This is a genomic window from Stenotrophomonas sp. 109824_Sma (assembly GCF_056480025.1).
On record NZ_CM151078.1, the window covers coordinates 1,682,983 to 1,707,471 of the forward strand.

Genomic DNA, 24,489 nt, shown 5'->3' on the forward strand with positions numbered 1-24,489 from the left:
GCTCACTCACAGGTCCACACGGAAGGAGATGCCGACGGTGCGCGGGGCGCCGATGAAGGCGTTGTCGCGGCCGTCCACCCCTGCAAGATACCGCTTGTCGGTAAGATTGCTCACCACCAGGTTGGCGCCCATGCCTTTCAGGCGCGGCGACAGGCCCTGCAGGTCGAAGCCGATATTGGCGTTGAACACGGTGGCCGAAGGCAGCTTGTTGACGTTGGCGGCATCGAGGTAGCGCGTGCCCAGGTAGCGACCGGACAGGCCGAAGTTCCAGTTCTCACCCTGCCAGTCCGCCGACAGCACCAGGGTCTGTTCGGGCTGGCCGATCACCTTGGCGCCGTCGACGATGCCCAACTGGGTATCACGTGCGGCATCGCCACTGCCCAGGTACTTGGAGCGGTTGTAGGTATAGGCGGCGTTGAGGCGCCAGCCGTTGTCCCAGCCATAGCCGAACGCCGCCTCCAGGCCGTTGCTTTCCACGCCGCCGAAGTTCTCGTAGACACCGTCGGTCTCGCCGAGGTAGTCGATGCCGCTGACGAAACCGGCCGGCAGGTAGACGATGCGGTTGTCGAACTTGATGTTGTACAGGGTGACCGAGGCGGTCAGCGGCCAGCGGCTGATGCGCATGCCCACTTCGATGTTGTCGGCGGTTTCCGGCTCGACGTTGCGGAAGCGTTGCGGGTCGGTCTCGCCGAGCACGCCGGAGGGAATGGCGGCGAAGTTCTGCGAGAAGCCAGCGAACAGCTCCATGCCTTCCACGCCGGGTGCCCAGGTGAAGCCGGTGGACAGCAGCGGATCGGACTTGGAATCGGATTTGACGTGCTCGCTGGCACCGATCACGCGGCGGCGCGACTGGTCGACGAAGAACTGCTTCACGCCCAGGCGCGCGCTGAACGGCCCGAAGCGGGCCACGTCCTCGACGTAATACATCTGCTCGTCGACCTTGTACTTGTCCTCGAACTGCACCCAGTAAGGCTGGTGGTCGAAGGCGATGTCCTGGCCGACGTTGAGCAGGCGGTGCCAGTCGCGACGGGCCGAGCGGTCCAGCTTCTCCACCCACAGGCCGCCGCGGATCGTGTTGTCGACCGCACCGAAGGTCTGCCGCCACTCGACGTCGGCGGTCACGCCCATGCGGTCATTGTCGTAGTGGGTGTGGCGATACGACTGCGCGCCCAGCACGTTGCCGGCATAGCAGTTCGGATCGTATTCGGCAGTGAAGCCCAGCCGCGGCGTGCAGCTGGCCAGGCGCTGCGCGACGCTGCCGTCGGGATTGACGAAGAAGATCTGGCCGCGGTTGCTGCCGCCATACACGGTCTTTCCACCGATGTACTCCGACTCGGGGCGGCCGGCACCATCATCGCTGACCTGTGCCAGGTACGGTGGCAGCCAGTCGCCACGACCTTCCATACGGTGCCCGTAGGCCGCCACCGAGGCCTTGAAGCCGTTGCCGCCGTCGAAGGCCGCGCGCAGGTAGCCGAAGGTGTTCTCGCGCAGCGCACGCGAGCCGGAACGGTAGTTCTGGTCCAGATAGGGGATGCCGGTGAGGGTACCAACCAGGTTGTCGCGGTCCGGGTTGGTGGCGAAGCCCTTCGGCGAGACGCTGGTGTACTCTGGCTCGTCGGCATCGTTGTAGGACAGGTAGCCGGTCAGCGTCCAGCGGTCCAGCTCGGTGATGAACTTGCCGGCGATGTGATCGTTGCTGGTCTTGCCGCTGCCATCGATCCAGTCATGCACGCGCGCCGAAGAGGCACTCACCCAGGCGCGGGTATGGCCGCCGAGCAGGCCGGTGTCGTAGCGCACGTAGTACTTGCGCGCTTCGTTGTCACCGGCACCGACCACGAAGCGCAGGCGGCTGTCCTGCAGCGGATCGCTGGTGAGGAAGTTGAGCGTGCCACCCAGCGCTTCGTTCGAGCGCGAGGAGATGTCGGCGGTGCCCTGGCTGACTTCCACCGTTTCCAGGTCGAGGGTGTCGATGTAGCGGTTGGCCAGCGAGCCGCCGCCGTAACCCGAACCGCCGTTGGGCAGGCCGTCGATGGTGGTGCCGATCTGCTGGGTGTCGCGGTTGGTGACGAAGCCACGCATGCTGATCTGCGTGCCCCACACCGACGAGCCGGTGGCATCAGCTTCGCTGACCACCACGCCGGGCACTTCATTGAGCGCGTCGTTGACGCTGCTCATCACCGTCTGGCGGTTCAGCGTTTCCGCGCGCACCGAGGTCTTGGCGTAGCTGGTGGCCTGGCCGATCACCTGCACCTGGTCGAGGGTGCGGGCCTCACTGCTGCGCGCTTCAGCGGCATCGCCCTGCGGTGCTTCGGCCAGGGCGTCCAGTGCGGGGGCGATCAGCAGGGCAAGCAGCGAGACACGGGGAAAGCACGCAGACGTTCGCATCGAGACCGGACCTTCAGAGGAGGGAAGCCCCGGAGTGTCGGCAACGCCAATGACATCGGCATGACGTGACGATGCAGGAATCGTGTTGTGCGACGGTCGGCACCCGCCACTTGCTTCAGTACCGTGCGTCCTTGGGTTTCGGGTCGCGCGGCCAGTCCTTGCTCTTGTTGGCGAAGTCCGGCCGGGGCTGGTTGATGAAATAGCCGGCGATGTCCACCGCATCCTGGTCGGGCATCACCTGCTGCCCCAGCGGCGGCTCGCGGGTCACCGCCGGCGGCATGTTGTGCTTGATGAAACCGGCTGCCTTGTACAGGCGCGCCATGCCGGCGCCGATGTTGAAGCTGTGGTCGCCCCACAGCGGCGGGAAGGCGATGTCACCGCTGGCGTCGCGCCGGCCTTCGCCGTTGTCGCCATGGCAGGCCGCGCACTGCACGGCGTACAGCGCCTGGCCACGGATCGGGTCCGGGGTCAGCGTGCTGTCGATGGGTCCCTCGCTGGGGGCGGCCACCTTTGCACCGTCTGGCACGGGACCGCTCAGCCACGCCATGTAGTCGAGCATCGCGCGCATCTGCGGCGCGTCCTTCGGCAGCGGCTTGCCGTTCATCGAACGCTGCAGGCAGCCATTGATGCGTTCGGCCAGCCCGATCACCTTGCCCGGCCGCGGCATGTAGCGCGGATAGGCGCCACCACCGGTGTTGAAGTAATGGTTGCCGAACGGCCGCTTGCCTTCGGCCATGTGGCACGAATTGCAGTTCAGATCGTTGCCGACGTTGTCCGGCAGCAGGCGCGCGGTCTCGTTGAGGATGCGCCGGCCGAGCATCACCGATTCGGCGTTGCCCAGCCCGCTGATCTCTTCGGCGCTGGGCGCGTGGTAGTGCCCGACCACCTTGCCTTGCGCATCGAGGATATCGATCGTGCTGGCTACGGCAGCATCCAGGTCCGGATGCAGGTGACGATAGGCCAGGGTGCCCGCACCGGCCAGCAGCACCACGGTGATCGCACTACCGAACAGCAGGCGGGAACGTCTGCGCGAGCGCTTCATCGTGCGGCCTCCTGCGGAACGTAGTGCACTGGCTTGTCACGCACCACCCTGCGCATGCGCGCCACCTCGACCTCGCTCACTGCGCTGGCCTGGTTGCCCCAGCTGCTGCGGATGAAGGTCAGGATCTGTGCCAGCTGCGCATTCGGCAGCTGCTCGAAGCCGGGCATGGTGAAGGCCATGCGGTCGTGCGGGGTATGCGGCGTGCGGCCGCCGATCAGGGTCACCTGTACCAGCGAGCTGGGATCATCGGCGAATACGATCGAGTTGCCGGCCAGGGCCGGGTAGACGCGGGGCATGCCGCGGCCATCGGCGCGGTGGCAGGCCTGGCAGTGCTCGGCATAGGCCAGCGAACCGGGCACGCGGTAGTCGCCATTGCGCAGTGCGGCGGTGGTGGTATCGGTACCCGGCGACCACTGTGCGTCGCGGCCCTCACGCGCCGGCAGCTGCTTCAGGTAGCGCGCCATCGCCAGCAGGTCAGCGTCGGACAGGTACTGCGTGCTGTGCTCGACCACATCGGCCATGCCGCCGAAGGCTGCCGAGCGATCGGTGCGTCCGGTGCGCAGGAAGTCGACGATCTCGCCCTCGCTCCAGCTGGCCAGGCCGGTCGACTCATTGCGCAGGTTCTTCGCGTACCAGCCCTCCAGCACCGAGCCGGACAGGAACTGGCGGCTGCCATCATCGGCCATCGCCTTTTCCTGGAATGCCAGGCCACGTGGCGTGTGGCAGGCACCGCAGTGGGCCAGGCCTTCCACCAGTTCAGCGCCACGCTGCTGGCCGGCATCCAGCGACGGATCGGGGCTGAAGCTGCGTGGTCGCGCGAACAGCAGCTGCCACCAGGCCAGTGGCCAGCGCATGTTGGCCGGCCACGGAATCGTGCTGTCGGCGTTGCTTTGCTTCACCGGCTGCACCGAGCCCATGAAGTAGGCGTACAGCGCCTTGATCTCGGCATCGCTGGCGATCACGTACGAGGCATACGGCATCGCCGGATACAGCGGCTGGCCATCGTGACGGAAGCCTCGGCGCACCGCGCGTTCGAAATCGGCGTAGTCGTAGGCACCAATGCCGGTGTCCGGATCGGGCGTGATGTTGGTCGAATAGATCGTGCCCATCGGCGTCTGCATGCCCAGGCCACCGGCGAAGGGCTTGCCGCCTGGCGCGGTGTGGCAGGCCGCGCAGTCGGCGGCACGCGACAGGTACTGCCCCTGCGCGATCAGCGCCGGATCGTGGATGTCGACCTGCGCGGTCTGCCGCGGTGCGAACCAGTAGGGCGTGCTGCGGGCGATGCCGTAGGCGGCGGCCAGCGTGGCGGCCAGGGCAATGGCGAGCTTGAACGAGGTGCGCATGGCGGCACTGTGGGCAATCCCGCGCGCGCGTTCATTGATCCGGATCAATGACTGAACGGATACAGCTTGTACACCAAGCTGAATCGTTCCTGCGTTGTCATCAAGCCGTCATCCACGCGCGATAGATGGCCGGACTATTGGGGCGTTAACGTCCCAACCTGTCTGATTCACCCCTATGACGTGATATGAAGCGCCTGCTGCTGTTGTTGCTGGCGTGCGCCGGCCTGTGGCTGGCTGCATGCTCCTCCTCGATCAATGCCGCATCCACCTCGCTCGCCGATCGGCTGATCGCGCCGGGTGGCGTATCGACCCTGCTCGATCGTCCGCGCATCGCTGCGGCCATCGCCGAACTGCCCAACCGCCATGGCTTCGCGCCGGGCCGTGATGGCGTGCCGATCTTCTGGCGTGTGTTCGATCCGGGCGACTACGGCGCGCGTTACCACTACCTGCCGCAGCGCCACGAGAACGGCCTGCCGCTGGATACCGGCCTGAGCCTGGCCGTGCCGCAGCCGTTCCATGCGCAGGCGCCGCGCGGCACCGTGGTGCTGCTGCACGGCTGGATGATGAACGGCGATTCGATGCTGCCGTGGTCGCTGCAGCTGGCCGAATCCGGCTATCGCGTGATCACCCTCGACCTGCGCAACCATGGCCAGTCCGGCGCCGGTCCGTCCGGCTATGGCACCTATGAATCGGATGACGTGGTCGATGTAATCGGTGAGCTGCGTGCACGTGGCGAGGTGACCGGGCCGCTGTACCTGTTCGGTGTATCGTACGGCGCGGCCACCGCAGTGTTCACCGCCGACAAGCTCGGCGACCAGGTGGAAGGCGTGGTGGCGATGGAATCGTTCGCCAATGCCGGCGTGGCGATCCGCACCATGATCCCGCACCTGATGGGGCTGCAGCCGGAAGGCCTGAAGGCGCAGGCGGTGGCGTCGTACGCGCGCTGGCGCTACGGCGGCCAGGACATCAACCAGGTGATCGCCGCCGCCAGCCGCCGCATCGACGTCGATCTGGACCGCGTGGACGTGGCGCGCGCGCTGGCCGATACCCGCGCCTGCGTACTGCTGCTGCACGGGCAGGGCGACCAGCACATTCCGGTCAGCCAGGGCCGCGAGCTCGCGCAGGCCAACCCGCGCGCGCACTACATCGAAATGCGCGGCGAAGACCACATCACCCTGCCGTTGCGGCTGGACCTGCTGGCCGGGGTGGTCGATGACTGGATGGCGCGCGACGAGCACCATCCGCAGAGCGCGTGCCCGGCACCGCAGCTGCCGGCCCAGGCCGAGTGGCTGACACGCAGCTGAGAAAAGGGGACGGAGGGGATTAAGTCGTTTGCAGCACACCCGGGGCAGAATCGACTTAATCCCCTCCGTCCCCTTTTTCTGTCAGGCCACGCGTCGTGCCAATGAGCGCGCAGACGCCGCGACGCCGAGCAGCAGCGCGGCCACGCACAGGAAGGCGAAACCGAGGCTGGTGGCATGTGCCAGTGCGCCGATCGCCGCCGGACCGGCGAGGATGCCGGCATAGCCCAGCGTGGTGACCGCGGTGATGGCGATGCTCTCCGGCATCACCCGCTGCTGGCCCGCCATCGAGAACAGCGCCGGCACGATGTTGGCGCAGCCCAGCCCGACCAGCACGTAGCCGGCCAGCGCCACCGGGAACGAGGGCACCAGCGTGGCCAAGGTGAAGCCTGCTGCGGCGGTGATGCCGCCGATGACCAGGGTGCGGGTGCGTCCGAGGCGCTCGACGATACCGTCGCCAAACAGGCGCATCGCGGTCATCGCCAGCGTGAACAACGCGAAGCCGGCCCCGGCCTGGTCGCGCGGTACCTGCCGCACTTCAGCCAGGAACACCGCACTCCAGTCCAGCATCGAGCCCTCGGCAAGGAACACCACGAAGGCCAGCACGCCGATGAACAGCACCACGCCATGCGGCAGCGCCAGCAGAAGTCCTTCGTGCAGGATCCGTTGCGGACGCCAATGCGGCGCCGACAGCACGGCCACCAGCAGCAGAGCGGCCACCGAAACCAGCGCGGCCAGCCACAGCGACGTGCCGAGGATCAGTAGCCCGGTCATGCAGCCGGCGCCGACGAATCCACCGATGCTGTAGAAGGCGTGGAAGCCCGACATCATCGCGCGCCCGGCGTCGCGCTCGACCGCCACCGCCTGCATGTTCATCGCACAATCCAGTGCACCGACGCCGGCGCCGAACACGAACAGTGCCGCGCCCAGCGCCACCGGCGAGGGCGCCAGCACCAGCAAGGGCAGAGCGCACAGCATCATCGCGCAGGTGATCACCATCACCCGACGGCAGCCCAGCCGCCCGGTCAGCGCACCTGCCAGTGGCATCGCCAGCAACGAACCCAGCCCAAGACACAGCAGCACCGCGCCGAGACTTGCGTCGGACAGCCCAGCCTTGGCCTTGGCGTAGGGCACCATCGGCGCCCACGCAGCGGTGGCGAATCCGGGAATGAAGAAAGCGGCACGGGTAGCGTGCTGCTGGGCACGTGGGGATGAGGGCGTCATGCGTGATGCGAGGCTCCGGGGAATCAGTATGAAAACGTTTTCAGGCAGAGTCGGCAAGTGCCGTGCATGACATCGAACGACGCATACGATTGCAGTGGCCCGATTGCGTCACCAGCGATTAACGCTGCACACGGACAGTGGCTGCACGGTCGGCATTCCGCCGGCCGCTGCCGGAGACCTGTACATGAGCACGACACCCACCATCCTCCTCGTCCATGGATTCTGGGGCGGGGCCGCACATTGGGCCAAGGTGATCCTGGAACTGCATCGCAATGGTCATGACCGTGTGCAGGCGGTGGAGTTGCCGCTCACGTCGTTGGCCGATGATGCAGGACGCACGCAGAAGATGATCCGGCAGATCGATGGACCGGTGGTGCTGGTTGGCCACTCCTATGGTGGCGCGGTGATCAGCCAGGCCGGCAACGAGGACAACGTGAAGGCCCTGGTCTACATCGCTGCCTTCGCGCCCGATGCCGGCGAGAGCCCGGGAGGCATCACCCAGCAGCACCTGCCGGAGGCGGCGCCGAACCTCGCACCGGACAGCGATGGCTACCTGTGGCTGCGTGCGGACAAGTTCCATGAGAGCTTCTGCCAGGACCTGAGCGCCGACGAAGGCCGGGTGATGGCAGTGACCCAGAAGGCGCCGCTGGCCAGCACCTTTGGTGACGCGGTCAGCGACCCGGCGTGGAAGCACAGGCCGAGCTGGTACCAGCTGTCCCGCCACGACCGCATGATCGCGCCGGAGAACCAGAAGGCCATGGCCGCAAGGATGCAGCCCAAGCGACTGCTGGAACTGGATGCCAGCCATGCCTCGCTGGCCTCGCAGCCGAAGGAAGTGACCGCGCTGATCCTGGAGGCCTGCGCCGCCATCGGCGGCTGAGCCTGCGGCAGCGCGCCGCACCAAAGCACATCGCACGACAGCCGGGGCGCAGGGGAGTACACTCCTGCGCCTGCGGCCATCCGGCCGCGTCCCCGTCTTCCCTCCAGCCGCCGCCAGAGGATCCCACCCGATCGTGGAGGTCCCGTCGTGCTGTCTGTGCCTGATGCCCGTATTTCGTCCCCATTGCCACGTCGCCGTGCGTTGCCGCAGGCGCTTGCCCAGGGCCTGCTGATCACCGCACTGACCAGCAGCGGCATCGCAGCCGCGCAGTCCACCACCGAACCGGACAAGGCCCCCCGCACGCCGGCATCGCAGACGCTGCAGACCGTCCAGGTCACCGCCAACCTGCTCGGCACCATCACCGAGGGCAGCGGCGCGTACACGCCCGGTACCATCGCCACCGCCACCCGCCTGGTGCTGACGCCGCGCCAGACGCCACAGAGCATCAGCGTCATTACCCGCGCACAGATGGACGACTTCGGCCTGAACGGCATCGATGACGTCATGCGGGTGACCCCGGGTATCAGCATCGTCACCTACGACAGCGAGCGTACCGAGTACTACGCACGTGGATTTGCCGTGCAGAACTTCCAGTACGACGGCATCCCGATGTCGCGTGACTCGGCCTATTCGGCGGGCAACACGCTCAGCGATACCGCGATCTATGACCGCATCGAAGTGCTCAAGGGGGCCACCGGCCTGCTGACCGGCATGGGCGATCCAGGCGCGACCATCAACCTGGTGCGCAAGAAGCCGGGCAAGGACTTCGCCGGCAGTGCGACGCTGGGTGTCGGCCGCTGGGACGACTATCGTGCCGAGATCGATGTGGGTGGCCCATTGACCGCCGATGGGCGTGTGCGCGGCCGCGCGGTCGGTGCGTGGCAGGACAAGCATTCCAACCTCGACCACTACCAGCGCACCAGCAAGGTCGGTTACGCCGTGCTGGAGGCCGATCTGGGCGAGCGCACCCTGCTGACCGTGGGGGGCGATGCGATGGACAGCGATCCGAAGGGCTCGACCTGGGGCGGCATTCCGCTGCTGGACAGTGCAGGCAACTTCAATGACATGCCGCGCTCGTTCAACAACGGCACCCGTTGGAGTGGCTGGCGCCAGTATGTGCGTACCGGCTTTGCCACGCTGGAGCACACCTTCGACAACGATTGGGTCGCCAAGCTGCAGCTCAACCACCAGGTCAACGGCTATGACGCCGCGCTGGCCGGGGCGGCGGGTGGAAATCCTGATCCGGTCACTGGCGAAGGCGTGTCGCTGTGGCTGGGCAAGTATGTCGGCAAGACCGTCAGCAACGCTGCCGACTTCTATCTGAGCGGTCATTTCGGCCTGTTTGGCCGCGAGCATGAGCTGGTGGTGGGCGGCAGTGCTTCGCGCAAGCGCTGGACCAATACCGGTTACTCGCCGCAGCCTGGCTACCCGACGGAAGTACCCGACTACCGCGCATGGCAGGGCGACATTCCCGAGCCGGAGTGGCAGCGCAGCTACAGCAACAACGAAGTGACGCGTGAGAACGGCCTGTACGTGGTCGGCCGTTTCGACGTGGCCGATCCGTTGAAGCTGATCGTCGGCAGCCGTCTGGCCAGCTACCGCTCGCCGGACACGCGCGAGACCGGCGTCTATGTGCCGTATGCCGGTGTGGTCTACGACCTGGGTGAGCACTACTCGGTGTACGCCAGCTACAGCACCATCTTCAAACCGCAGGGGCAGCGCGACGAGCAGGGCAAGGCGCTGGATCCGCTGGAAGGCCGCAGCTACGAGGTGGGCCTGAAGGCTGAGTTCTTCGATGGTCGCCTCAATGCCAGTGCGGCGTTGTTCCAGCTTGACCAGGACAACTTTGCCCAGCCCACCGGTGGCAAGACACCGGATGGTCAGGATGCCTATCGCGCCCTGATGGGGGTGCGTACCAAGGGTTACGAGCTGGAAATGTCTGGCCAGCTGGCCGAGGGCTGGCAGGTGCAGGGTGGGTTCTCGCACAAGATCGCGCGCCAGGCCGGTGGCAAGGTGACCACGCTGGAGCCGGAAAACCAGTTCAGCCTGCACACCAGCTACCGCCTGCGCGGCGACTGGAAGGGGCTGACGCTGGGCGGTGGCGCGCGCTGGCAGGATTCCACCTTCGGCGAGATCACCAACCCGGCCACGCAGGCCAAGGTGGTGCATCGCACCCAGCCTTATTGGCTGCTCGATGCGATGGCGCGCTATGAATTCAACGATCGCCTGTCGGCCACGCTCAACGTCAACAACCTGCTGGACAAGCGTTACTACACGATCTTCAGCTGGTACAGCACCTACACCTGGGGTGAGCCGCGCAATGTGCGGCTGGCGATGACGTACAGGTTCTGACGCCAGTCGCTGCACGAAAACGCCCGCGGTGCGTCATGGCATCGCGGGCGCTACGGTTACAGCGGCAGGTCGAACACCAGTACTTCGGCGTCGTTGCCGTTTTCCAGGGTCAGCTGCGCTTCGTCGCTGACCTGCAGCGCATCACCGGCTTCCAGGGTGATGCCGTTGACCTGCAGCTGCCCACGGGCCACCTGCACATAGGCGCCACGGCCGTTGCCGAGGGCGTGATGCAGCTTCTGACCGCCATCGAGGATGGTGGCGAAGATGCGGGCATCCTGATGGATGCGCAGCGAACCGTCGGCACCGTCCGGCGAAGCAATCAGGCGCAGCTGGCCGCGCTTGGTTTCCGGGGCGAAGTGGGTCTCCTCGTAGGACGGCGTGATGTTCTCCGCGTCCGGGAAGATCCAGATCTGCAGGAAGTGCACGGTCTCGTCGGCGGAGTGGTTGAACTCGCTGTGGCTGACACCGCTGCCGGCGCTCATGCGCTGCACGTCGCCGTAGCGCAGCACCGAGCCGGTGCCCATCGAGTCCTTGTGCTCCAGCGCGCCGCCCAGCACATAGGAAACGATCTCCATGTTGCTGTGGCTGTGGGTGCCGAAGCCCTGGCCGCCGATCACCTTGTCTTCGTTGATCACCCGCAGGGGGCCGAAGCTGACGTAGCGGGGGTCGTAGTAGTTGGCGAAGGAGAAGGTATGGCGCGAGGACAGCCAGCCATGCTCGGCCAGGCCACGGGTAGCGCTCTTGCGGATCTGCAGCATGATGGAATCTCCTTGTTCGATGGTTTCGATGGGGCGGGGTAGGGCGGTAGTTGCCGTGTTTCCCCGTTGGAGAGAAGTATCCGCTTGCGCCCGGGGTTTGAAAAACGGATAGTTTTGACGGCCATCATCGAAAAATTCGAATGCTCAAGCTCAGCCTCGATGCCCTGCAGATCCTGGACGCCATCGACCGCCGCGGCTCGTTCGCCGGCGCCGGCAAGGCCCTGCACAAGGTGCCCTCGACCATTTCCTACACCGTCGCCAAGCTGGAGGAGGACCTCGGCGTCCAGCTGTTCGACCGGGTCGGCCCGCGTGCCGAACCGACCGAGGCCGGACGCGCCCTGCTGGACGAGGGGCGGCATCTGCTGCGCGCGGCCCGCGAGCTGGAGCTGCGGGTGCGCCGGGTGGCGTCGGGCTGGGAGACCGAACTGACCCTGGCGGTGGACTCGGTGTTCCCGACCTGGCTGCTTGGTCCGGACATCGCTGCGTTTCGTGAGGCGGAGGCGCCGACCCGGCTGCGGCTGATCGGCGAGGCCCTGTCCGGCACCTGGGAGGCCCTGCTGGACCGCCGCGCCGACCTGCTGGTCGGCGCACCGGGCGAGGGGCCCAGTGGCGGCGGCTACGTGGTCGAGCCGCTGGGTACGGTGGCGTTCGTGTTCGCGGTCGCGCCGGATCATCCGTTGGCCAACGTACCGGGCTTGCTTGGTCGCGAGCAGCTGGTCGAGCACTGCGCGATCGCCGTCTCCGATTCGGCGCGGCGGTTGCTGCCGCGCACGGTGGGCCTGTTGATGGGGCAGGAGATGCTGACCGTGCCGGACATGGCCAGCAAGCTGAAGCTGCAGTGCGAAGGCGTGGGCTTCGGTTTCCTGCCCGAGCCGTGCGCGCGCGCGGCGGTGGCGCGTGGCCAGCTGGTGATCCGCGAGGTGGAGGAACACAAGCCGGAGGAAACGTTCTGGCTGGCCTGGCGCACCGGCGAGGATGGCGCGGCACTGCGCTGGTGGCGCGAGCGCCTGCGCAGGCCGGAGCTGCTGTCGCAGTGGTGGCAGGCAATGGCCAAGGGGTAGGGGTACGGCAGGGCTGCGCCCTGCACCCGCTACGGGCTGGAGCAACAGCAACAGCAAGAGCAGAAGCTGGTTTCCTGTGGGGAGGCGGGGTGGGGCCGGTTGCGGGGGCCGCTGCAAGTACGTCCATGTAAGCTCGGTCGCCGCATCCATGCGGCTCACGCCCCCGCAACCGGACCCACCCCGCCTTCGACAGTTTTCCGCGATCTGTCGGAACGGCGTACTGCTCTGGTAGGTGTCGACCTTGGTCGACACGGTAGATCCACGCCATGCGTGGATGAATTCATTCGATATCTGACAGATGTGTCGACCAAGGTCGACACCTACCAACAGCCGCGTGAACCTGTCGAAGGTGGGGCGGTGTCGGAGTGCGGGGTGTCCGCGGCATGGATGCCGCGGCCAAGCCCCCATGGACGGGTTCACGGCGTCCCCGCGCTCCGACACCGCCCCGCCAACCCAGGGAATGCCAGCTTTTGCTGTTGCCGTTGCCTTGGCTTGGCTTGAGGCATCTGCAGGTGCAGGTGCAGGGCGCAGCCCTGCCGAAAAACACACATAAAAAAACAGCAGGCCGAGGCCTGCTGTTTCGGTGTAATGGTGCGCCCGGAGAGATTCGAACTCCCGACCGCCTGGTTCGTAGCCAGGTACTCTATCCAACTGAGCTACGGGCGCCAATTACATAAACTTGTTGTGCTGACTGTGTATGGTGCGCCCGGAGAGATTCGAACTCCCGACCGCCTGGTTCGTAGCCAGGTACTCTATCCAACTGAGCTACGGGCGCGCGGTACACAATCAACTTACTGCCTAATTTTACTGCATTTCCAGCGGCGGATGCTGGAAACCTGTCGAGTGGTGCGCCCGGAGAGATTCGAACTCCCGACCGCCTGGTTCGTAGCCAGGTACTCTATCCAACTGAGCTACGGGCGCCCTGCGACAGGAGCGGAATTATGCGGATGTCGGCGCGCACCGTCAATAGTTTTGTGAAAATTTTCATCCAACTGAATGAAAAAGCTGTCAGCCACGGCGTCCGGGGCCTTCAGCCAGGCGAAATGATCGGCGCGCGTCCCCAGTTCCTGCGCGGACAGCACGCGCAGCTGCGCGTCCACATTCGGCAGTTTCGCCAGCAACGTCTGCATCGATCCGGTCGGTGCCAACCAGTCGTGCTCCATCAGCACCGCCTGCGCGCTGCCATGCACGCGCGCCATCTGCGCATCGAGGTCTTCGTCCATGCCGGCCGCGGCGTAGTGGTTGTTCAGGCCCACGCGCGCCCAGTCGGCGATCAGTCCGCGAGCTTCGGTGCCGCCGAAGCCGAGGCGCCGACCATGCAGCACGCCCTGGCGCTGCGCGATCCACGGCAGGAAGCGGTAGACCAGCGGCAGCAGCCAGCCGCGCGGTGGCGGGAAGCCACGCCAGAACGGTGAGCCGCTGGCCGCCAACCACAAGCGGTTGAAGTGCTGCGGGTTGCGGCCGGCATGCACGCAGGCCAGCTGACCGCCGAGGCTGTGGCCACCGATGATCCAGGGCAGGGCGCCGGCTTCATCATCCGCCGCGACAAGCACCGCCTGGCTGGTCGGCAGATCCTGCTCCAGTACTTCGCGATAGCCCCAGTCCTGCGTGTGCGATGGGCGCAGTGAGCTGCTGCCGTTGCCGCGCCACTCATGCAGGTACACCGCCACGCCCTTCGCCGCCAGCGCCTGCGCCAGCGGCAGGTAGTGGCGCGCGGCCACGCCCAGCGCTGGTAGCCACAGCAGGCGCGCGATGGGCTGTGCGGGCACGCAGGCGATCACCTCGTAGCGATGGCCATCAGTGCACTGCACGGCAATGACGTCCGGTGCGAGGCTCATGCGTGCGGTGCCGCGCCGAAGTGATCGAGCACCAGCACCTCGCTGCGGCCAGGCGCGTAGCCCTGCTGCAGGCCGCGTGCAACGTAGTCGATGCCGGCTTCGCAGGCGTTGGCCAGGCTCAGGCCGTTGCACAGCTGCGCGGCGATGGCCGAGGCCAGCGTGCAGCCGGTGCCATGTGCATCCAGTGGCAGGCGGGCGTGGATGAATTCTTCGCTGCTGACGCCGTCGAAGTAGCGGTCGATCACGCGGTTGCCTTCCTGCAGGTGGCCGCCTTTCAGCAGCACCGCGCCGGCACCGAGGTCGAGCAGGGCGGAAGCGGCGCGCTCCGCGTCATCGCCGTTGCCGATCTTGCGTCCGACCAGCAGCTCTGCTTCCGGCGTGTTCGGGGTGATCAGCGTGGCCAGCGGGATCAGGCGCTCGCGCATCGCCTGCAGGGCGCTGTCTTCCAGCAGGCGTGCGCCGCTGGTGGCGACCATCACCGGGTCCAGCACCACGTGCGGCGGGCGATGGCGCTCCAGTGCGTCGGCGACGGTGTTGATCACCTCGGCGTTGGCCAGCATGCCGAGCTTCACCGCGTGGATGTCGAAGTCGTCGAAGCAGGCATCCAGTTGTGCGCGCAGGAAATCGATCGGCGGCACATGCACGGCGATGACGCCTCGGGTGTTCTGTGCGGTCAGTGCGGCGATCGCGGAGAGGCCGTGCACGCGATGGGCTGCAAAGGCCTTCAGGTCGGCCTGGATGCCGGCGCCGCCGCCGGAGTCGGAGCCGGCGATGGTGAGGGCGGATACGGGAGTGGTCGGGCTCATCCAGCGATTGTGCCGTGGTCCCGCTGGGGAAGGTAGATCCACGCCATGCGTGGATGTCCTTGATTCAATGCCGCCAGCGCGCCCACTGCTGGTACAGCACGTAGCCCAGCCCGGTCAGGCCGGTCAGCAGGGCGGGGGCGAGCAGGGCGTCGTACTGCCAGCGCATGAACAGCCAGGCGCCGATCATGCCGCCGGCGAGGAAGCCGCTGATGATCAGTCCGCTGAGGGTCAGTCGTCGCACCTGCAACGGCAGTCCGCGCAGCAGGTGGCCCAGGCCGATGCCGAGATCGGTGAACATGCCGCTGAGGTGGGTGGTGCGCACCACCGCGCCGCTGAAGGTGGTGGCCATTGCATTCTGCAGGCCGCAGGCCATGGCGGCGGCCAGGGCGCCCCAGATCTGGTGCCGTTCGAACAGCGGAATGGCCACCAGCAACAGTGCCGATTCCAGCGCCAGCGCCACGCCGTAGCGGCGGCCCAGCTGCAGGGTGCTGTCCTGGATCAGCAGGCCGCTGAGCATCGCACCCAGCGAGAACGCGATCAGCAGGCCCCACAGGTGGCCAACCGCGCGCCAGTCACCCTGGGCCAGTGCCATGCCGAGCTGGCTGGTACTGCCGGTCATGTGGCTGACCGCCTGGTGCTCGAAGCCGAGGAAGCCGACCACGTTGACCATGCCGGCCACGCACGAGAGCGCGACCGCACCGATCCAGACCCAGGTGGGCAGGCGTATTCCCATCGGCGGTGCCGCTCAGGGCCCGCCGAGGCCGCCGTTGAACTGCAGCTCGCTGAAGGTGTTGCTGGCCGGGTCGAACACCGCGCCCCAGAACTGCGCGCCGCCATCGCAGACGCGGATCGCTTCGCGGGCCGGATTGATGCCGCTGTCGTCGGGCAGGTGGAAGGCGTTGATGTAGATCAGCCGTTGGCCTGCGCTTTCGATGCCGACGTACTGGCGGTCAAAGTCGAGCACCTTCGGCACCTGGGCTTCCAGCGAAGACAGTTTCGCTTCCAGCTGGTCGACCTGTTGCCGGCTGGGCGCCCAGTAGCCGCTGACCCGCCCGGCCTCGCGGCCGGGGCTGGGCCGCGAGCAGGTGTCGAGCACCTGCGCGGCAATGATCGGGCGGGTGACCACCCAGGACTGGCCGGTACGCTCGGCGGTCGGCACGCTGGCCGGGCCGCGCGTGGTGGTGCAGGCACCCAGGGCGGCTGCGAGCGCGATCGCAGCCGTGGGCAGCAGCAGGCGGGTGCAGCGGTTCACAACACCTCCGAGGCGTAATCGGCCAGGCGCGAGCGTTCGCCACGACGCAGGGTGATGTGCGCACTATGCGGCCAGTTCTTGAAGCGATCCACCGCGTAGGTCAGGCCCGAGGTGGTCTCGGTCAGGTACGGGGTGTCGATCTGCTCGACGTTGCCCAGGCAGACGATCTTGGTGCCGGGGCCGGCACGGGTGATCAGCGTCTTCATCTGCTTGGGGGTGAGGTTCTGCGCCTCGTCCAGGATCAGGTAGCGCGACAGGAAGGTGCGGCCGCGCATGAAGTTCATCGAGCGGATCTTGATGCGGCTGGCCAGCAGGTCGTTGGTCGCCTGGCGCCCCCACGTGCCGCCTTCCTGGTTGTGCGTGAGCACTTCCAGGTTGTCGGTCAGTGCGCCCATCCACGGCGTCATCTTCTCTTCCTCGGTGCCGGGCAGGAAGCCGATGTCCTCGCCGACGCTGACCGTGGCGCGGGTCATGATGATCTCGCGGTAGCGCTGCTGGTCCATCGTCTGCGCCAGGCCGGCGGCCAGCGCCAGCAGGGTCTTGCCGGTGCCGGCGGTACCCAGCAGCGTGACGAAGTCGATCTCCGGATCCATCAGTGCGTTGAGCGCGAAGTTCTGTTCTCGGTTGCGTGCGCTGATGCCCCACACGGCGTGGCTGCCGTGGCGGAAATCATCGACCAGTGACAGCACCACCTTGCCGTCGCCGACCACGCGGCTGACGCGTAGCTCGACTTCATCTTCGCCAGGCAGGTAGACGTACTGGTTCGGGTACCACTCCTCGCCATCCTGCGCCAGGATTTCGTAATGCGTGCGGCCCTTGTCGCTCCAGCTGCGCAGGTCATCGCCGTGGCGCTTCCAGAAGTCTTCCGGCAGCTCGGTGGCGCCGGTGTAGAGCAGGCTGAAATCGTCCAGCGCGCGGTCGTTCTCGTAGTCCTCGGACACGATGCCGGCGATGGCGGCCTTGATCCGCAGGTTGATGTCCTTGGAGACGAACACCACCGGCAGGTCCGGGGTTTCTTCCTTCAGCGCCAGGATCGCGCCGAGGATGGCGTTGTCCGGGATGACCTTGCCGAAGCTCTTGCCGGCGTCGAAATGGCTGGTCTGGAAGCGCAGCTTGCCGGCGCTCTGCTTGCCGCGCAGCTGCAGGCCATTGGGTCGCTGCAGCGGAATGCCGTCGGCCAGGTTGTCCAGGCCGGATTCCTGCACCAGCTCGTTGAGGAAGCGGCTCACCTGGCGGGCGTTGCGGCTCGCTTCGGAGGTGCCCTTCTTGCCGTTGTCCAGCTCCTCGATCACCTGCATGGGCAGGTAGACGTCGTGCTCCTCGAATTTGAACAGCGCGGTGGGATCGTGCATCAGCACGTTGGTATCCAGCACGTAGATGCGCTTGCCTCGGGTCATCGTCGATTCCTGGTTACGGACAGGGAAAAACCACCACGGCCTGCTGCGGGGCAGGGTGATGGCAGACACAGTAGGCAGTGGGACTCACTTGGACTGGGAGGCCTTCAGTTCGGCGAGAACGGCATCGGCATGACCTGCAACCTTGACCTTGCGCCAGGACTGCACGATGCGGCTGTCGGGGGAAATCAGGAAGGTGCTGCGTTCGATGCCACGTACCTGCTTGCCGTACATGTTCTTCATCTTGATCACGTCGAAGGCGCTGCACAGCGCTTCGTCGCCATCGCTGACCAACGGGAAGTTGAAGCCCTGCTTGGCACAGAAGTTGTCGTGCGACTTCACCGAATCGCGCGAGACGCCCAGCACGACCGCGCCGGCCTTCTTGAATTTCGGCAGCAGTGCGTTGAAGTCGATGCCTTCGGTGGTGCAGCCGGGGGTGCTGTCCTTGGGATAGAAGTACAGCACCAGCCAGTGGCCGACGTAGTCGCCGAGAGTGGCCTGTTCGCCACCGGACAGCGCCAGCGGCAGGGAGAGGGTGGTGCTGTCCAGGGTATCGCCGTTGTTCATGAGGTCCTTCTGTCGAGCCTGGGTTCTTTCCAAGACAATTGCATGAAACGCCACGCGCCCGTGAGAGGCGCGCGAAAAAATCAGGAATTCATTCAGAACTTCATCGGGTCCATGATCGCGTCCAGGTTCAGGTGGTCGCAGAACTCAAGGAAATCGTCGCGCAGCGCGGCGATGTGCATGTTGGCCGGCACGCCGATGGTGACCTGTGCACTGAACATTTCCGCACCGGTCTGCATAGCGCGGTAGCGCGTGCTCTGCAGGTTCTCGATGGTGATGCCCTGGCGGTCGAAGAAGTCGGCCAGCTGGAACAGGATGCCCGGCTTGTCGGCGGCGATCACTTCGACGATGTACGGCAGCAGGTTGGACTGCGCCTGCTTGGCGGCGGTGCGGTACCAGACCAGCTTCAGTCCTTCCTCGCGCTCCAGCCGGGTCAGCATCGCCTCGAGCTTGGCCACCGAGTCCCAGGAGCCGGTGGCCAGGGCGGTGACCGAGACATCGCGGCCGACCGTGGCCAGGCGTGCGTCCACCAGGTTGCAACCGCTGTCGGCGATGCGGCGGGTGACGGACAGCAGGGGGGACTCCGGATGCGTCGTATAGGCGTTGATCAGGAGGTGGTTTTCGCTCGGCGCGGGGCGCGGGGTGGTGTCGGTCAAGGCGATTCCGGGTAATACATGCGTTAGTCTGAATGCCCGCCAGAGGCGGGGATCCACCGGTGTCCAGCATACTTGCCCGTGCTTTCGCGCCGCAAGTAACATTCAGGTCGCCCCCAGCCTTTCGTGGCGGGCGTTTCCCTTTCCAGCCAAGAGCAGCACGTCCTTGTCCCTTTCCGGCCTCATCACCGCGCTGGCGACCCCGTTCCGGGCCGACGGCGCCCTCGATCCCGATGGTTGGCAGCGCCTGCTGCACCTGCAACTGGAGGGTGGCGTCCATGGCGTTGTCGTGGCTGGCTCGACCGGCGAAGCGGCGACCCTGACCGATGCCGAGTACGACCAGCTGCTGGCCAGCGCGGTCGAACGCATCGGCGGCCGCATTCCGGTCATGGCCGGCACCGGCCTGTCGGGCACCGCCAAGACCATCGAACAGACCCGCCGTGCCGCCGCCCTTGGCGCCAGCCACGCGCTGGTGGTCACCCCGCCGTACGTGCGGCCGACCCAGGCCGGGCTGATCGCGCACTACCGCGCGGTTGCCGACCAGGGCGGGCTGCCGGTCGTGCTGTACAACGTGCCCGGCCGTACCGGCTGCGACATGCAGCCGGAGACCGTGGCCGAACTGGCCAGCCATCCCAACATCGTCGGCATCAAGGAGGCGGTGGGTGACACCGGCCGGGTGCAGGCGCTGCTCGCCCTGCGCAGTCCGCAGTTTGCCGTGTTCAGTGGCGACGACGGTACGGCGGCGCGCTCGATCCGGGCCGGCATCGATGGCCTGATCTCGGTCGGCTCCAACGTGCTGCCCGGCGCCTACCGCCGGATGTGCGAGCTGGCTGCCGCCCACGACCACGAAGCCACCGGGTCCTGGGATGCGCGCCTGCAGCCGTTCCATGATTTCTGCGGCGTTGAGCCGAACCCGATTCCGGTCAAGGCGTTGCTGCGCCGTATCGGCATCGGTCACGACCTGCGCCTGCCGCTGCTGCCGCTGTCGGCGGCGCACCATCCGGCGGCCGATCATCTTGCCGGCGACATCGCCGCCCTCGAAGCCCTTTCCAGCCACTGACCTTCCGTCTTGGTCTGACCCAGGAGATTCACATGCGTCAATCCGTATCCACCGTCCGCGTGCTGTCCTACGCCCTGCTTGCGGTGGCCGTTGCCGCCGGCACCACCGGCTGCTTCAAGCGTGGCGTCAAGGGCGACTACGCACTGGCCCCGGAAATGCGTCCGCTGGAAGTGCCGCCGGACCTGAACCTGCCCAACGCCACCAGTGACAACAAGGTGCCGACCCTTGCCTCGGCGACCAAGCCGGCGGCCCCGGTGGCTGCGGCCCCGGCCGTGGGCAACACCGGTTTCACCATCGCCGGCGGCAAGGACGAGGCTTTCGCCAAGGTCGGCACCGCGCTGGAAGGCGTGGAAGGCGTGACCATCGCCAGCCGCGCGCAGCTGCTGGGCTCGTATGACGTGGCCTACGAAGGCAGCAACTTCCTGGTCCGCGTGGTCGCCGTCGATGCCGGCGCCTACATCTCCGCGGTCGACCCGCGTGGCCTGCCGGCCACTGCAGAAGCGCCGGTGAAGCTGATCGCCGCACTGAAGGCGAAGCTGGCCCAGTAAGGGCGGGTCGGGTAGGGGCCGACCTTGGTCGGCGCTTCTGTGCCAACCAAGGTTGGCACCTGCCGAGAACAAAAAAGGGCGCCATGGGCGCCCTTTTTCGTTGCCGCAGCGGGCGCTTCTCAGCGCTCCAGCAGCTTCAGCTTGTCCGGCTTGCCGTCCCATTCGCCGGCGTCGGCGGGCGGGTCCTTGCGCACGGTCAGCACCGGCCACTCCTTCGCCAGCTCGGCGTTGAGGGCAACGAAGCCCTCCTGGCCCGCAGGAACATCGTCCTCCGGGAAGATTGCATTGACCGGGCACTCCGGCTCGCAGAGGGTGCAGTCGATGCACTCATCCGGGTCGATCACCAGGAAGTTCGGGCCTTCGTGGAAGCAATCCACGGGGCACACTTCCACGCAATCGGTGTGTTTGCACTTGATGCAGTTTTCGGTGACGACAAAGGGCATGGGCTTGGGGGTGGATCGATTCCTGAACCCGCCAATTCTAGAACAGGTTGGCCCCCGGTGTCGGCGCGGGACGGAAAACGGGCGTCTGGCAGGCGCGGCCGTGGCGGTCATTGGCGGCACGGCAGGGCCTGTGCGACGCTGCGCGGCAACCGGTCCTGGTGGCCGGGCTCCCTTCCCAGCAGGATCATCCATGTCCCAAGCCCAGTCCGGCACCGCCTCCCACGGTGGTGAAAACACGGCGTTCATCGTCCTGATCAGTTGCGTGGCCACGCTCGGTGGATTCCTGTTCGGCTTCGACAGTGGTGTCATCAACGGCACGGTCGATGGCCTGCGCCAGGCCTTCAACTCCAGCGAGGCGGCGCTGGGTTTCGAGGTCGCCTCGATGCTGCTGGGCTGCGCGATCGGTGCATTCCTGGCCGGCTGGTTGGGCGACCGCCTGGGGCGCCGGGGTGTCCTGATCGTGTCCGCGCTGATGTTCCTGGTCTCGGCGCTGGGCGCCGGTGCGGCCCATGCTTCCTGGCTGTTCATCGTGGCCCGGGTGCTGGGCGGCTTTGCGGTGGGGGCGGCCAGCGTGATGTCGCCGGCCTACATCGCCGAAGTCGCCTCGGCGCGCTATCGCGGCCGATTGGCCACGGTGCAGCAGATGGCGATCATCTGCGGTTTGTTCGCGGCCTTCCTCAGCAATTACCTGCTGGCCCGCGCCGCCGGCGCCTCGACCGAGCCCTTGTGGCTGGGCCATGAGGCCTGGCGCTGGATGTTCTGGATGCAGGCGCTGCCGTCGGGGTTGTTCCTGCTGCTGTTGCTGGTGATCCCGGAAAGCCCGCGTTTCCTGGTGCTCAAGGGCCGCCAGGCGCAGGCGAGGGCGGTGCTGTCGCGGCTGTATGGCGAGGCCGCTGCCACGGCCAAGCAGGCCGAGATCGAGGCCAGCCTGGCCCAGGACCAGCACAAGCCACGCTTCACTGATCTTCGCGACAAGGTCACCGGCAAGCTGCGCCCGATCCTCTGGGTGGGCATCGGCCTGGCCATGTTCCAGCAGCTGGTCGGCATCAATGTGGTGTTCTACTACGGCGCGGTGCTGTGGCAGGCGGTGGGTTTCTCGGAAAGCGATGCTCTGCTGATCAATGTGCTGTCCGGCGCACTGAGCATCGGTGCCTGCCTGCTGACGGTGCTGCTGATCGACCGCATTGGTCGCAAGCCGCTGCTGTGGGTCGGCTCGGTCGGCATGTCGGTGGCGCTGGTGCTGATGGTGGTGGCATTTGCCAGCGGCAGCCTGGTCGATGGGCGCCTGCAGCTGTCCGATGGCATGGGGCGGCTGGCGCTGGTTGCGGCCAACGTCTACGTGGTGTTCTTCAACATGTCCTGGGGCCCGGTGATGTGGGTGATGCTGGGCGAGATGTTCCCCAACCAGATCCGCGGCCCGGCGCTGGCCGTGGCGGGGGCCGCGCAGTGGACCTCGAACTTCGCGATCACCGTGACCTTCCCGATGCTGCTGGCCGGCATCGGCCTGGCTGGCGCCTATGGCATCTACGCGGTCGCCGCGATCCTCTCGATCTTCTTCGTGGTCCGCTGCGTGCGCGAGACCAAGGGCAAGGAGCTGGAGCAGATGGAAGGCTGACGGCCGGCCTGTGTTTCAGCGCCTCCTTTCTCCGTGGGGAGGCTGCAGGCCAGCCGATCCAGGACACGCCGTAAACCCATCCATGGGGGCTCGATGGCGCCATCCATGGCGCCAACGGTCCTGGATCGGCTGGCCTGCAGCCTCTCGACACATTGAGGGTGGCGGACGCAGGTCTGCGCGTCGGAATTGAATTGGCTGCGGAGGAGTGAGGCTGTTCGCGCCGCCGTCGCGGGAAACTGTCAGGAGGGGGCGGGCCACCCCGGCCTGGACCGTTGGCGCCATGGATGGCGCCATCGAGCACCATGGATGGGCTTTTGCGTGTCCAGGCCGGGGTGGCCTGCCCCCTCCCGCGCAGGAACAGGGAGGCGCTACTGCGACCAGGTCGACCGATGCCAATGCAAACCCCGGAAAACAGAAAAGCCCGCACGAGGCGGGCTTTTTCGGTTCCTGCTGCGGCGACTGGCGCTCCCTAGGGGACTCGAACCCCTGTTTTAGCCTTGAGAGGGCCACGTCCTAACCACTAGACGAAGGGAGCGTAACTGTGTCGCTGCCGAGGCAGGAGCGCTAGTATATGCACCTCGATGCCATTGGGCAATCCCGAAACTTCAACCGGAAGCGCCAACATCATTTCCTCTGCTACATCACCGTTCAGCCTGCGCGTCATCCCGCGCGACCAGCACACGATCTCCCGCAAGGACATCAGCCCGAACGCCCTGCGCGTGCTTTATCGCCTGCGCGATGCCGGCTTCGGCGCCTACCTTGTCGGCGGCGCGGTGCGCGATCTGCTGGTCAATGGCCAACCCAAGGATTTCGACGTGGCCACCGACGCCACGCCCGAACAGGTCAAGCAGCTGTTCCGCAACTGCCGCCTGATCGGCCGCCGGTTCCGCCTCGCCCATGTGGTGTTCGGCCGCGAGATCATCGAAGTCGCCACCTTCCGTGCCAACAGCGATGACGGCAGCGGCGACCGTGAGATGGAAAACGGCATGCTCGTGCGCGACAACGTGTACGGCACCATCGAAGACGACGCCATCCGCCGCGACTTCACCTGCAACGCCCTGTACTACGCCATCGAGGACTTCTCGGTGCGCGACTACACCGGCGGCTTCGAGGACGTGCAGGCGCGCCTGATGAAGCTGATCGGCGACCCCGAGCAGCGTTACCGCGAAGATCCGGTGCGCATGCTGCGTGCGGTGCGCCTGGCGGCCAAGCTCGGCTTCCAGATCGAAGAGGGCACTGCCGCACCGATCCCGCACCTGGCCGGCCTGCTCAACGAAGCCGCGCCGGCGCGCCTGTTCGAGGAAGTGCTCAAGCTGTTCCTGTCCGGGCATGGCGTGGCCAGCTTCGAAGGCCTTGAGCGTTACGGCCTGCTCGACGTGCTGTTCCCGGAAAGCGCCAAGGCGCTGAAGGCCAACCGCACCGGCGCGTTGCGCCGCATGCTGGTCGAGGGCCTGGCCAATACCGATGCACGGGTGGCCAACGACGAATCGGTGTCGCCGGCGTTCCTGTTCGCGCTGCTGCTGTGGCCGGCCTTCTGCCGCGCACAGGCGACCCTGCTCAAGCAGGGCGTGGCACCGGAAGAGGCGCAGCGCCGCGCCGCCGACCGCGTCACCGTGCAGCAGTTGAGCACCATCGCGCTGCCGCGCCGCTTCTCGCTGCCGATGCAGGAAATCTGGCTGCTGCAGTCGCGCTTCAGCTCGCGCCAGCGCAAGCGCGTGTTCCGTACCCTGACCCATCCGCGCTTCCGTGCCGCGTTCGATTTCCTCAGCCTGCGTCAGGTGGCTTCGTCCGAACATGCTGCCGATGTCGAGTTCTGGCGCGAAGCGCAGGCGCAGTCCGGTCGTGAGCTGGAGTCATCGCTGGATGCGATGCACAGCGAAGAAGGGGATGACGAGAGCGGGGCGCCGCGCAAGCGCCGTCGTCGCCGTCGCCGTCCCGGTGCCACGGCCGGTGCAGCGGGCGAGTAAGCG

Annotated in this window: 21 protein-coding genes and 4 tRNA genes; 8 read left to right on the forward strand and 17 right to left on the reverse strand. The window is 66.6% G+C overall.

Annotated features, from left to right (window positions below; translation table 11 throughout):
- Positions 1-6: 6 nt before the first annotated feature.
- The 3 genes from ACZK1G_RS07870 to ACZK1G_RS07880 form a co-directional block, all read right to left on the reverse strand.
- Positions 7-2,385: a TonB-dependent receptor gene (locus ACZK1G_RS07870; RefSeq protein ID WP_049445638.1), complete on the reverse strand. Its 2,379-nt coding sequence runs from the start codon at positions 2,383-2,385 to the stop codon at positions 7-9.
- Positions 2,386-2,500: 115 nt separating this feature from the next.
- Positions 2,501-3,427: a c-type cytochrome gene (locus tag ACZK1G_RS07875; protein ID WP_101765261.1), complete on the reverse strand. Its 927-nt coding sequence runs from the start codon at positions 3,425-3,427 to the stop codon at positions 2,501-2,503.
- Positions 3,424-4,770: a c-type cytochrome gene (locus tag ACZK1G_RS07880; RefSeq protein WP_101765262.1), complete on the reverse strand. Its 1,347-nt coding sequence runs from the start codon at positions 4,768-4,770 to the stop codon at positions 3,424-3,426. The genes ACZK1G_RS07875 and ACZK1G_RS07880 overlap by 4 nt, the downstream gene beginning before the upstream one ends.
- A gap of 185 nt (positions 4,771-4,955) precedes the next feature.
- Between ACZK1G_RS07880 and ACZK1G_RS07885 the strand changes: the two genes are divergently transcribed.
- On the forward strand, positions 4,956-6,074 hold the full coding sequence (locus ACZK1G_RS07885; protein WP_049445635.1) for an alpha/beta fold hydrolase: 1,119 nt from the start codon (positions 4,956-4,958) through the stop codon (positions 6,072-6,074).
- An 81-nt stretch (positions 6,075-6,155) separates the two neighbouring features.
- Here ACZK1G_RS07885 and ACZK1G_RS07890 read toward each other — a convergent pair whose 3' ends face one another.
- The gene (locus ACZK1G_RS07890) at positions 6,156-7,295 is read right to left on the reverse strand and encodes an MFS transporter (RefSeq protein ID WP_197622056.1); all 1,140 of its coding nucleotides are present in this window, start codon (positions 7,293-7,295) and stop codon (positions 6,156-6,158) included.
- A 184-nt stretch (positions 7,296-7,479) separates the two neighbouring features.
- Here ACZK1G_RS07890 and ACZK1G_RS07895 point away from each other — a divergent pair, with 184 nt between their 5' ends.
- Both ACZK1G_RS07895 and ACZK1G_RS07900 read left to right on the forward strand, forming a co-directional pair.
- The gene (locus tag ACZK1G_RS07895) at positions 7,480-8,175 is read left to right on the forward strand and encodes an alpha/beta hydrolase (RefSeq protein WP_049445631.1); all 696 of its coding nucleotides are present in this window, start codon (positions 7,480-7,482) and stop codon (positions 8,173-8,175) included.
- Positions 8,176-8,322: 147 nt separating this feature from the next.
- Complete coding sequence (locus tag ACZK1G_RS07900) at positions 8,323-10,527, forward strand: TonB-dependent siderophore receptor (RefSeq protein WP_101765263.1); 2,205 nt, start codon at positions 8,323-8,325, stop codon at positions 10,525-10,527.
- Between the two features lie 56 nt (positions 10,528-10,583).
- On the opposite strand, the gene ACZK1G_RS07905 is transcribed toward ACZK1G_RS07900, so the two are convergent.
- Positions 10,584-11,285 carry a pirin family protein gene (locus ACZK1G_RS07905; RefSeq protein ID WP_012510689.1) on the reverse strand — a complete coding sequence of 234 codons (702 nt, stop codon included), beginning with the start codon at positions 11,283-11,285 and terminating at the stop codon, positions 10,584-10,586.
- A gap of 140 nt (positions 11,286-11,425) precedes the next feature.
- Here ACZK1G_RS07905 and ACZK1G_RS07910 point away from each other — a divergent pair, with 140 nt between their 5' ends.
- Positions 11,426-12,346 carry a LysR family transcriptional regulator gene (locus tag ACZK1G_RS07910; protein ID WP_101765264.1) on the forward strand — a complete coding sequence of 307 codons (921 nt, stop codon included), beginning with the start codon at positions 11,426-11,428 and terminating at the stop codon, positions 12,344-12,346.
- Between the two features lie 589 nt (positions 12,347-12,935).
- Here the strand turns inward: ACZK1G_RS07910 and ACZK1G_RS07915 are convergent.
- The 10 genes from ACZK1G_RS07915 to ACZK1G_RS07960 form a co-directional block, all read right to left on the reverse strand.
- Positions 12,936-13,012 (reverse strand) — tRNA-Arg (locus ACZK1G_RS07915).
- A gap of 32 nt (positions 13,013-13,044) precedes the next feature.
- Positions 13,045-13,121: transfer RNA gene (locus ACZK1G_RS07920), tRNA-Arg, on the reverse strand.
- A 69-nt stretch (positions 13,122-13,190) separates the two neighbouring features.
- Positions 13,191-13,267 (reverse strand) — tRNA-Arg (locus ACZK1G_RS07925).
- Complete coding sequence (locus tag ACZK1G_RS07930) at positions 13,258-14,184, reverse strand: alpha/beta hydrolase family protein (RefSeq protein ID WP_101765266.1); 927 nt, start codon at positions 14,182-14,184, stop codon at positions 13,258-13,260. The genes ACZK1G_RS07925 and ACZK1G_RS07930 overlap by 10 nt, the downstream gene beginning before the upstream one ends.
- On the reverse strand, positions 14,181-14,990 hold the full coding sequence (thiD, locus tag ACZK1G_RS07935; protein ID WP_087922218.1) for a bifunctional hydroxymethylpyrimidine kinase/phosphomethylpyrimidine kinase: 810 nt from the start codon (positions 14,988-14,990) through the stop codon (positions 14,181-14,183). The genes ACZK1G_RS07930 and thiD overlap by 4 nt, the downstream gene beginning before the upstream one ends.
- A gap of 64 nt (positions 14,991-15,054) precedes the next feature.
- Positions 15,055-15,723, reverse strand: coding sequence for a YoaK family protein (locus ACZK1G_RS07940; RefSeq protein ID WP_049447181.1), 669 nt, complete (start codon positions 15,721-15,723; stop codon positions 15,055-15,057).
- Positions 15,724-15,735: 12 nt separating this feature from the next.
- Positions 15,736-16,242, reverse strand: coding sequence for a hypothetical protein (locus ACZK1G_RS07945; RefSeq protein WP_049447183.1), 507 nt, complete (start codon positions 16,240-16,242; stop codon positions 15,736-15,738).
- Positions 16,239-17,639 (reverse strand): PhoH family protein, encoded by a 1,401-nt coding sequence (locus tag ACZK1G_RS07950; RefSeq protein ID WP_010484287.1) that lies wholly within the window; start codon positions 17,637-17,639, stop codon positions 16,239-16,241. Before ACZK1G_RS07950 ends, ACZK1G_RS07945 begins: the two co-directional genes overlap by 4 nt.
- A gap of 84 nt (positions 17,640-17,723) precedes the next feature.
- The gene (locus tag ACZK1G_RS07955; RefSeq protein WP_049447186.1) at positions 17,724-18,203 is read right to left on the reverse strand and encodes a peroxiredoxin; all 480 of its coding nucleotides are present in this window, start codon (positions 18,201-18,203) and stop codon (positions 17,724-17,726) included.
- Positions 18,204-18,295: 92 nt separating this feature from the next.
- Positions 18,296-18,856: a glycine cleavage system transcriptional repressor gene (locus tag ACZK1G_RS07960; RefSeq protein ID WP_005409051.1), complete on the reverse strand. Its 561-nt coding sequence runs from the start codon at positions 18,854-18,856 to the stop codon at positions 18,296-18,298.
- 163 nt (positions 18,857-19,019) lie between these two features.
- On the opposite strand from ACZK1G_RS07960, the gene dapA reads away from it, so the two are divergent.
- The gene (dapA, locus tag ACZK1G_RS07965; RefSeq protein ID WP_049447188.1) at positions 19,020-19,913 is read left to right on the forward strand and encodes a 4-hydroxy-tetrahydrodipicolinate synthase; all 894 of its coding nucleotides are present in this window, start codon (positions 19,020-19,022) and stop codon (positions 19,911-19,913) included.
- 32 nt (positions 19,914-19,945) lie between these two features.
- Positions 19,946-20,461 carry a hypothetical protein gene (locus tag ACZK1G_RS07970; RefSeq protein WP_006432432.1) on the forward strand — a complete coding sequence of 172 codons (516 nt, stop codon included), beginning with the start codon at positions 19,946-19,948 and terminating at the stop codon, positions 20,459-20,461.
- Positions 20,462-20,580: 119 nt separating this feature from the next.
- Here the strand turns inward: ACZK1G_RS07970 and fdxA are convergent, their stop codons facing one another.
- Positions 20,581-20,904, reverse strand: coding sequence for a ferredoxin FdxA (gene fdxA, locus ACZK1G_RS07975; protein ID WP_005409054.1), 324 nt, complete (start codon positions 20,902-20,904; stop codon positions 20,581-20,583).
- 190 nt (positions 20,905-21,094) lie between these two features.
- Between fdxA and ACZK1G_RS07980 the strand changes: the two genes are divergently transcribed.
- A complete protein-coding gene (locus ACZK1G_RS07980) occupies positions 21,095-22,519 on the forward strand; it encodes a sugar porter family MFS transporter (protein ID WP_049447193.1) in 1,425 nt (474 codons plus the stop codon).
- A 460-nt stretch (positions 22,520-22,979) separates the two neighbouring features.
- Here ACZK1G_RS07980 and ACZK1G_RS07985 read toward each other — a convergent pair.
- A tRNA-Glu gene (locus tag ACZK1G_RS07985) sits at positions 22,980-23,054 on the reverse strand.
- 52 nt (positions 23,055-23,106) lie between these two features.
- Between ACZK1G_RS07985 and pcnB the strand changes: the two genes are divergently transcribed.
- Positions 23,107-24,486, forward strand: coding sequence for a polynucleotide adenylyltransferase PcnB (pcnB, locus tag ACZK1G_RS07990; RefSeq protein WP_101765267.1), 1,380 nt, complete (start codon positions 23,107-23,109; stop codon positions 24,484-24,486).
- Positions 24,487-24,489: the final 3 nt, after the last annotated feature.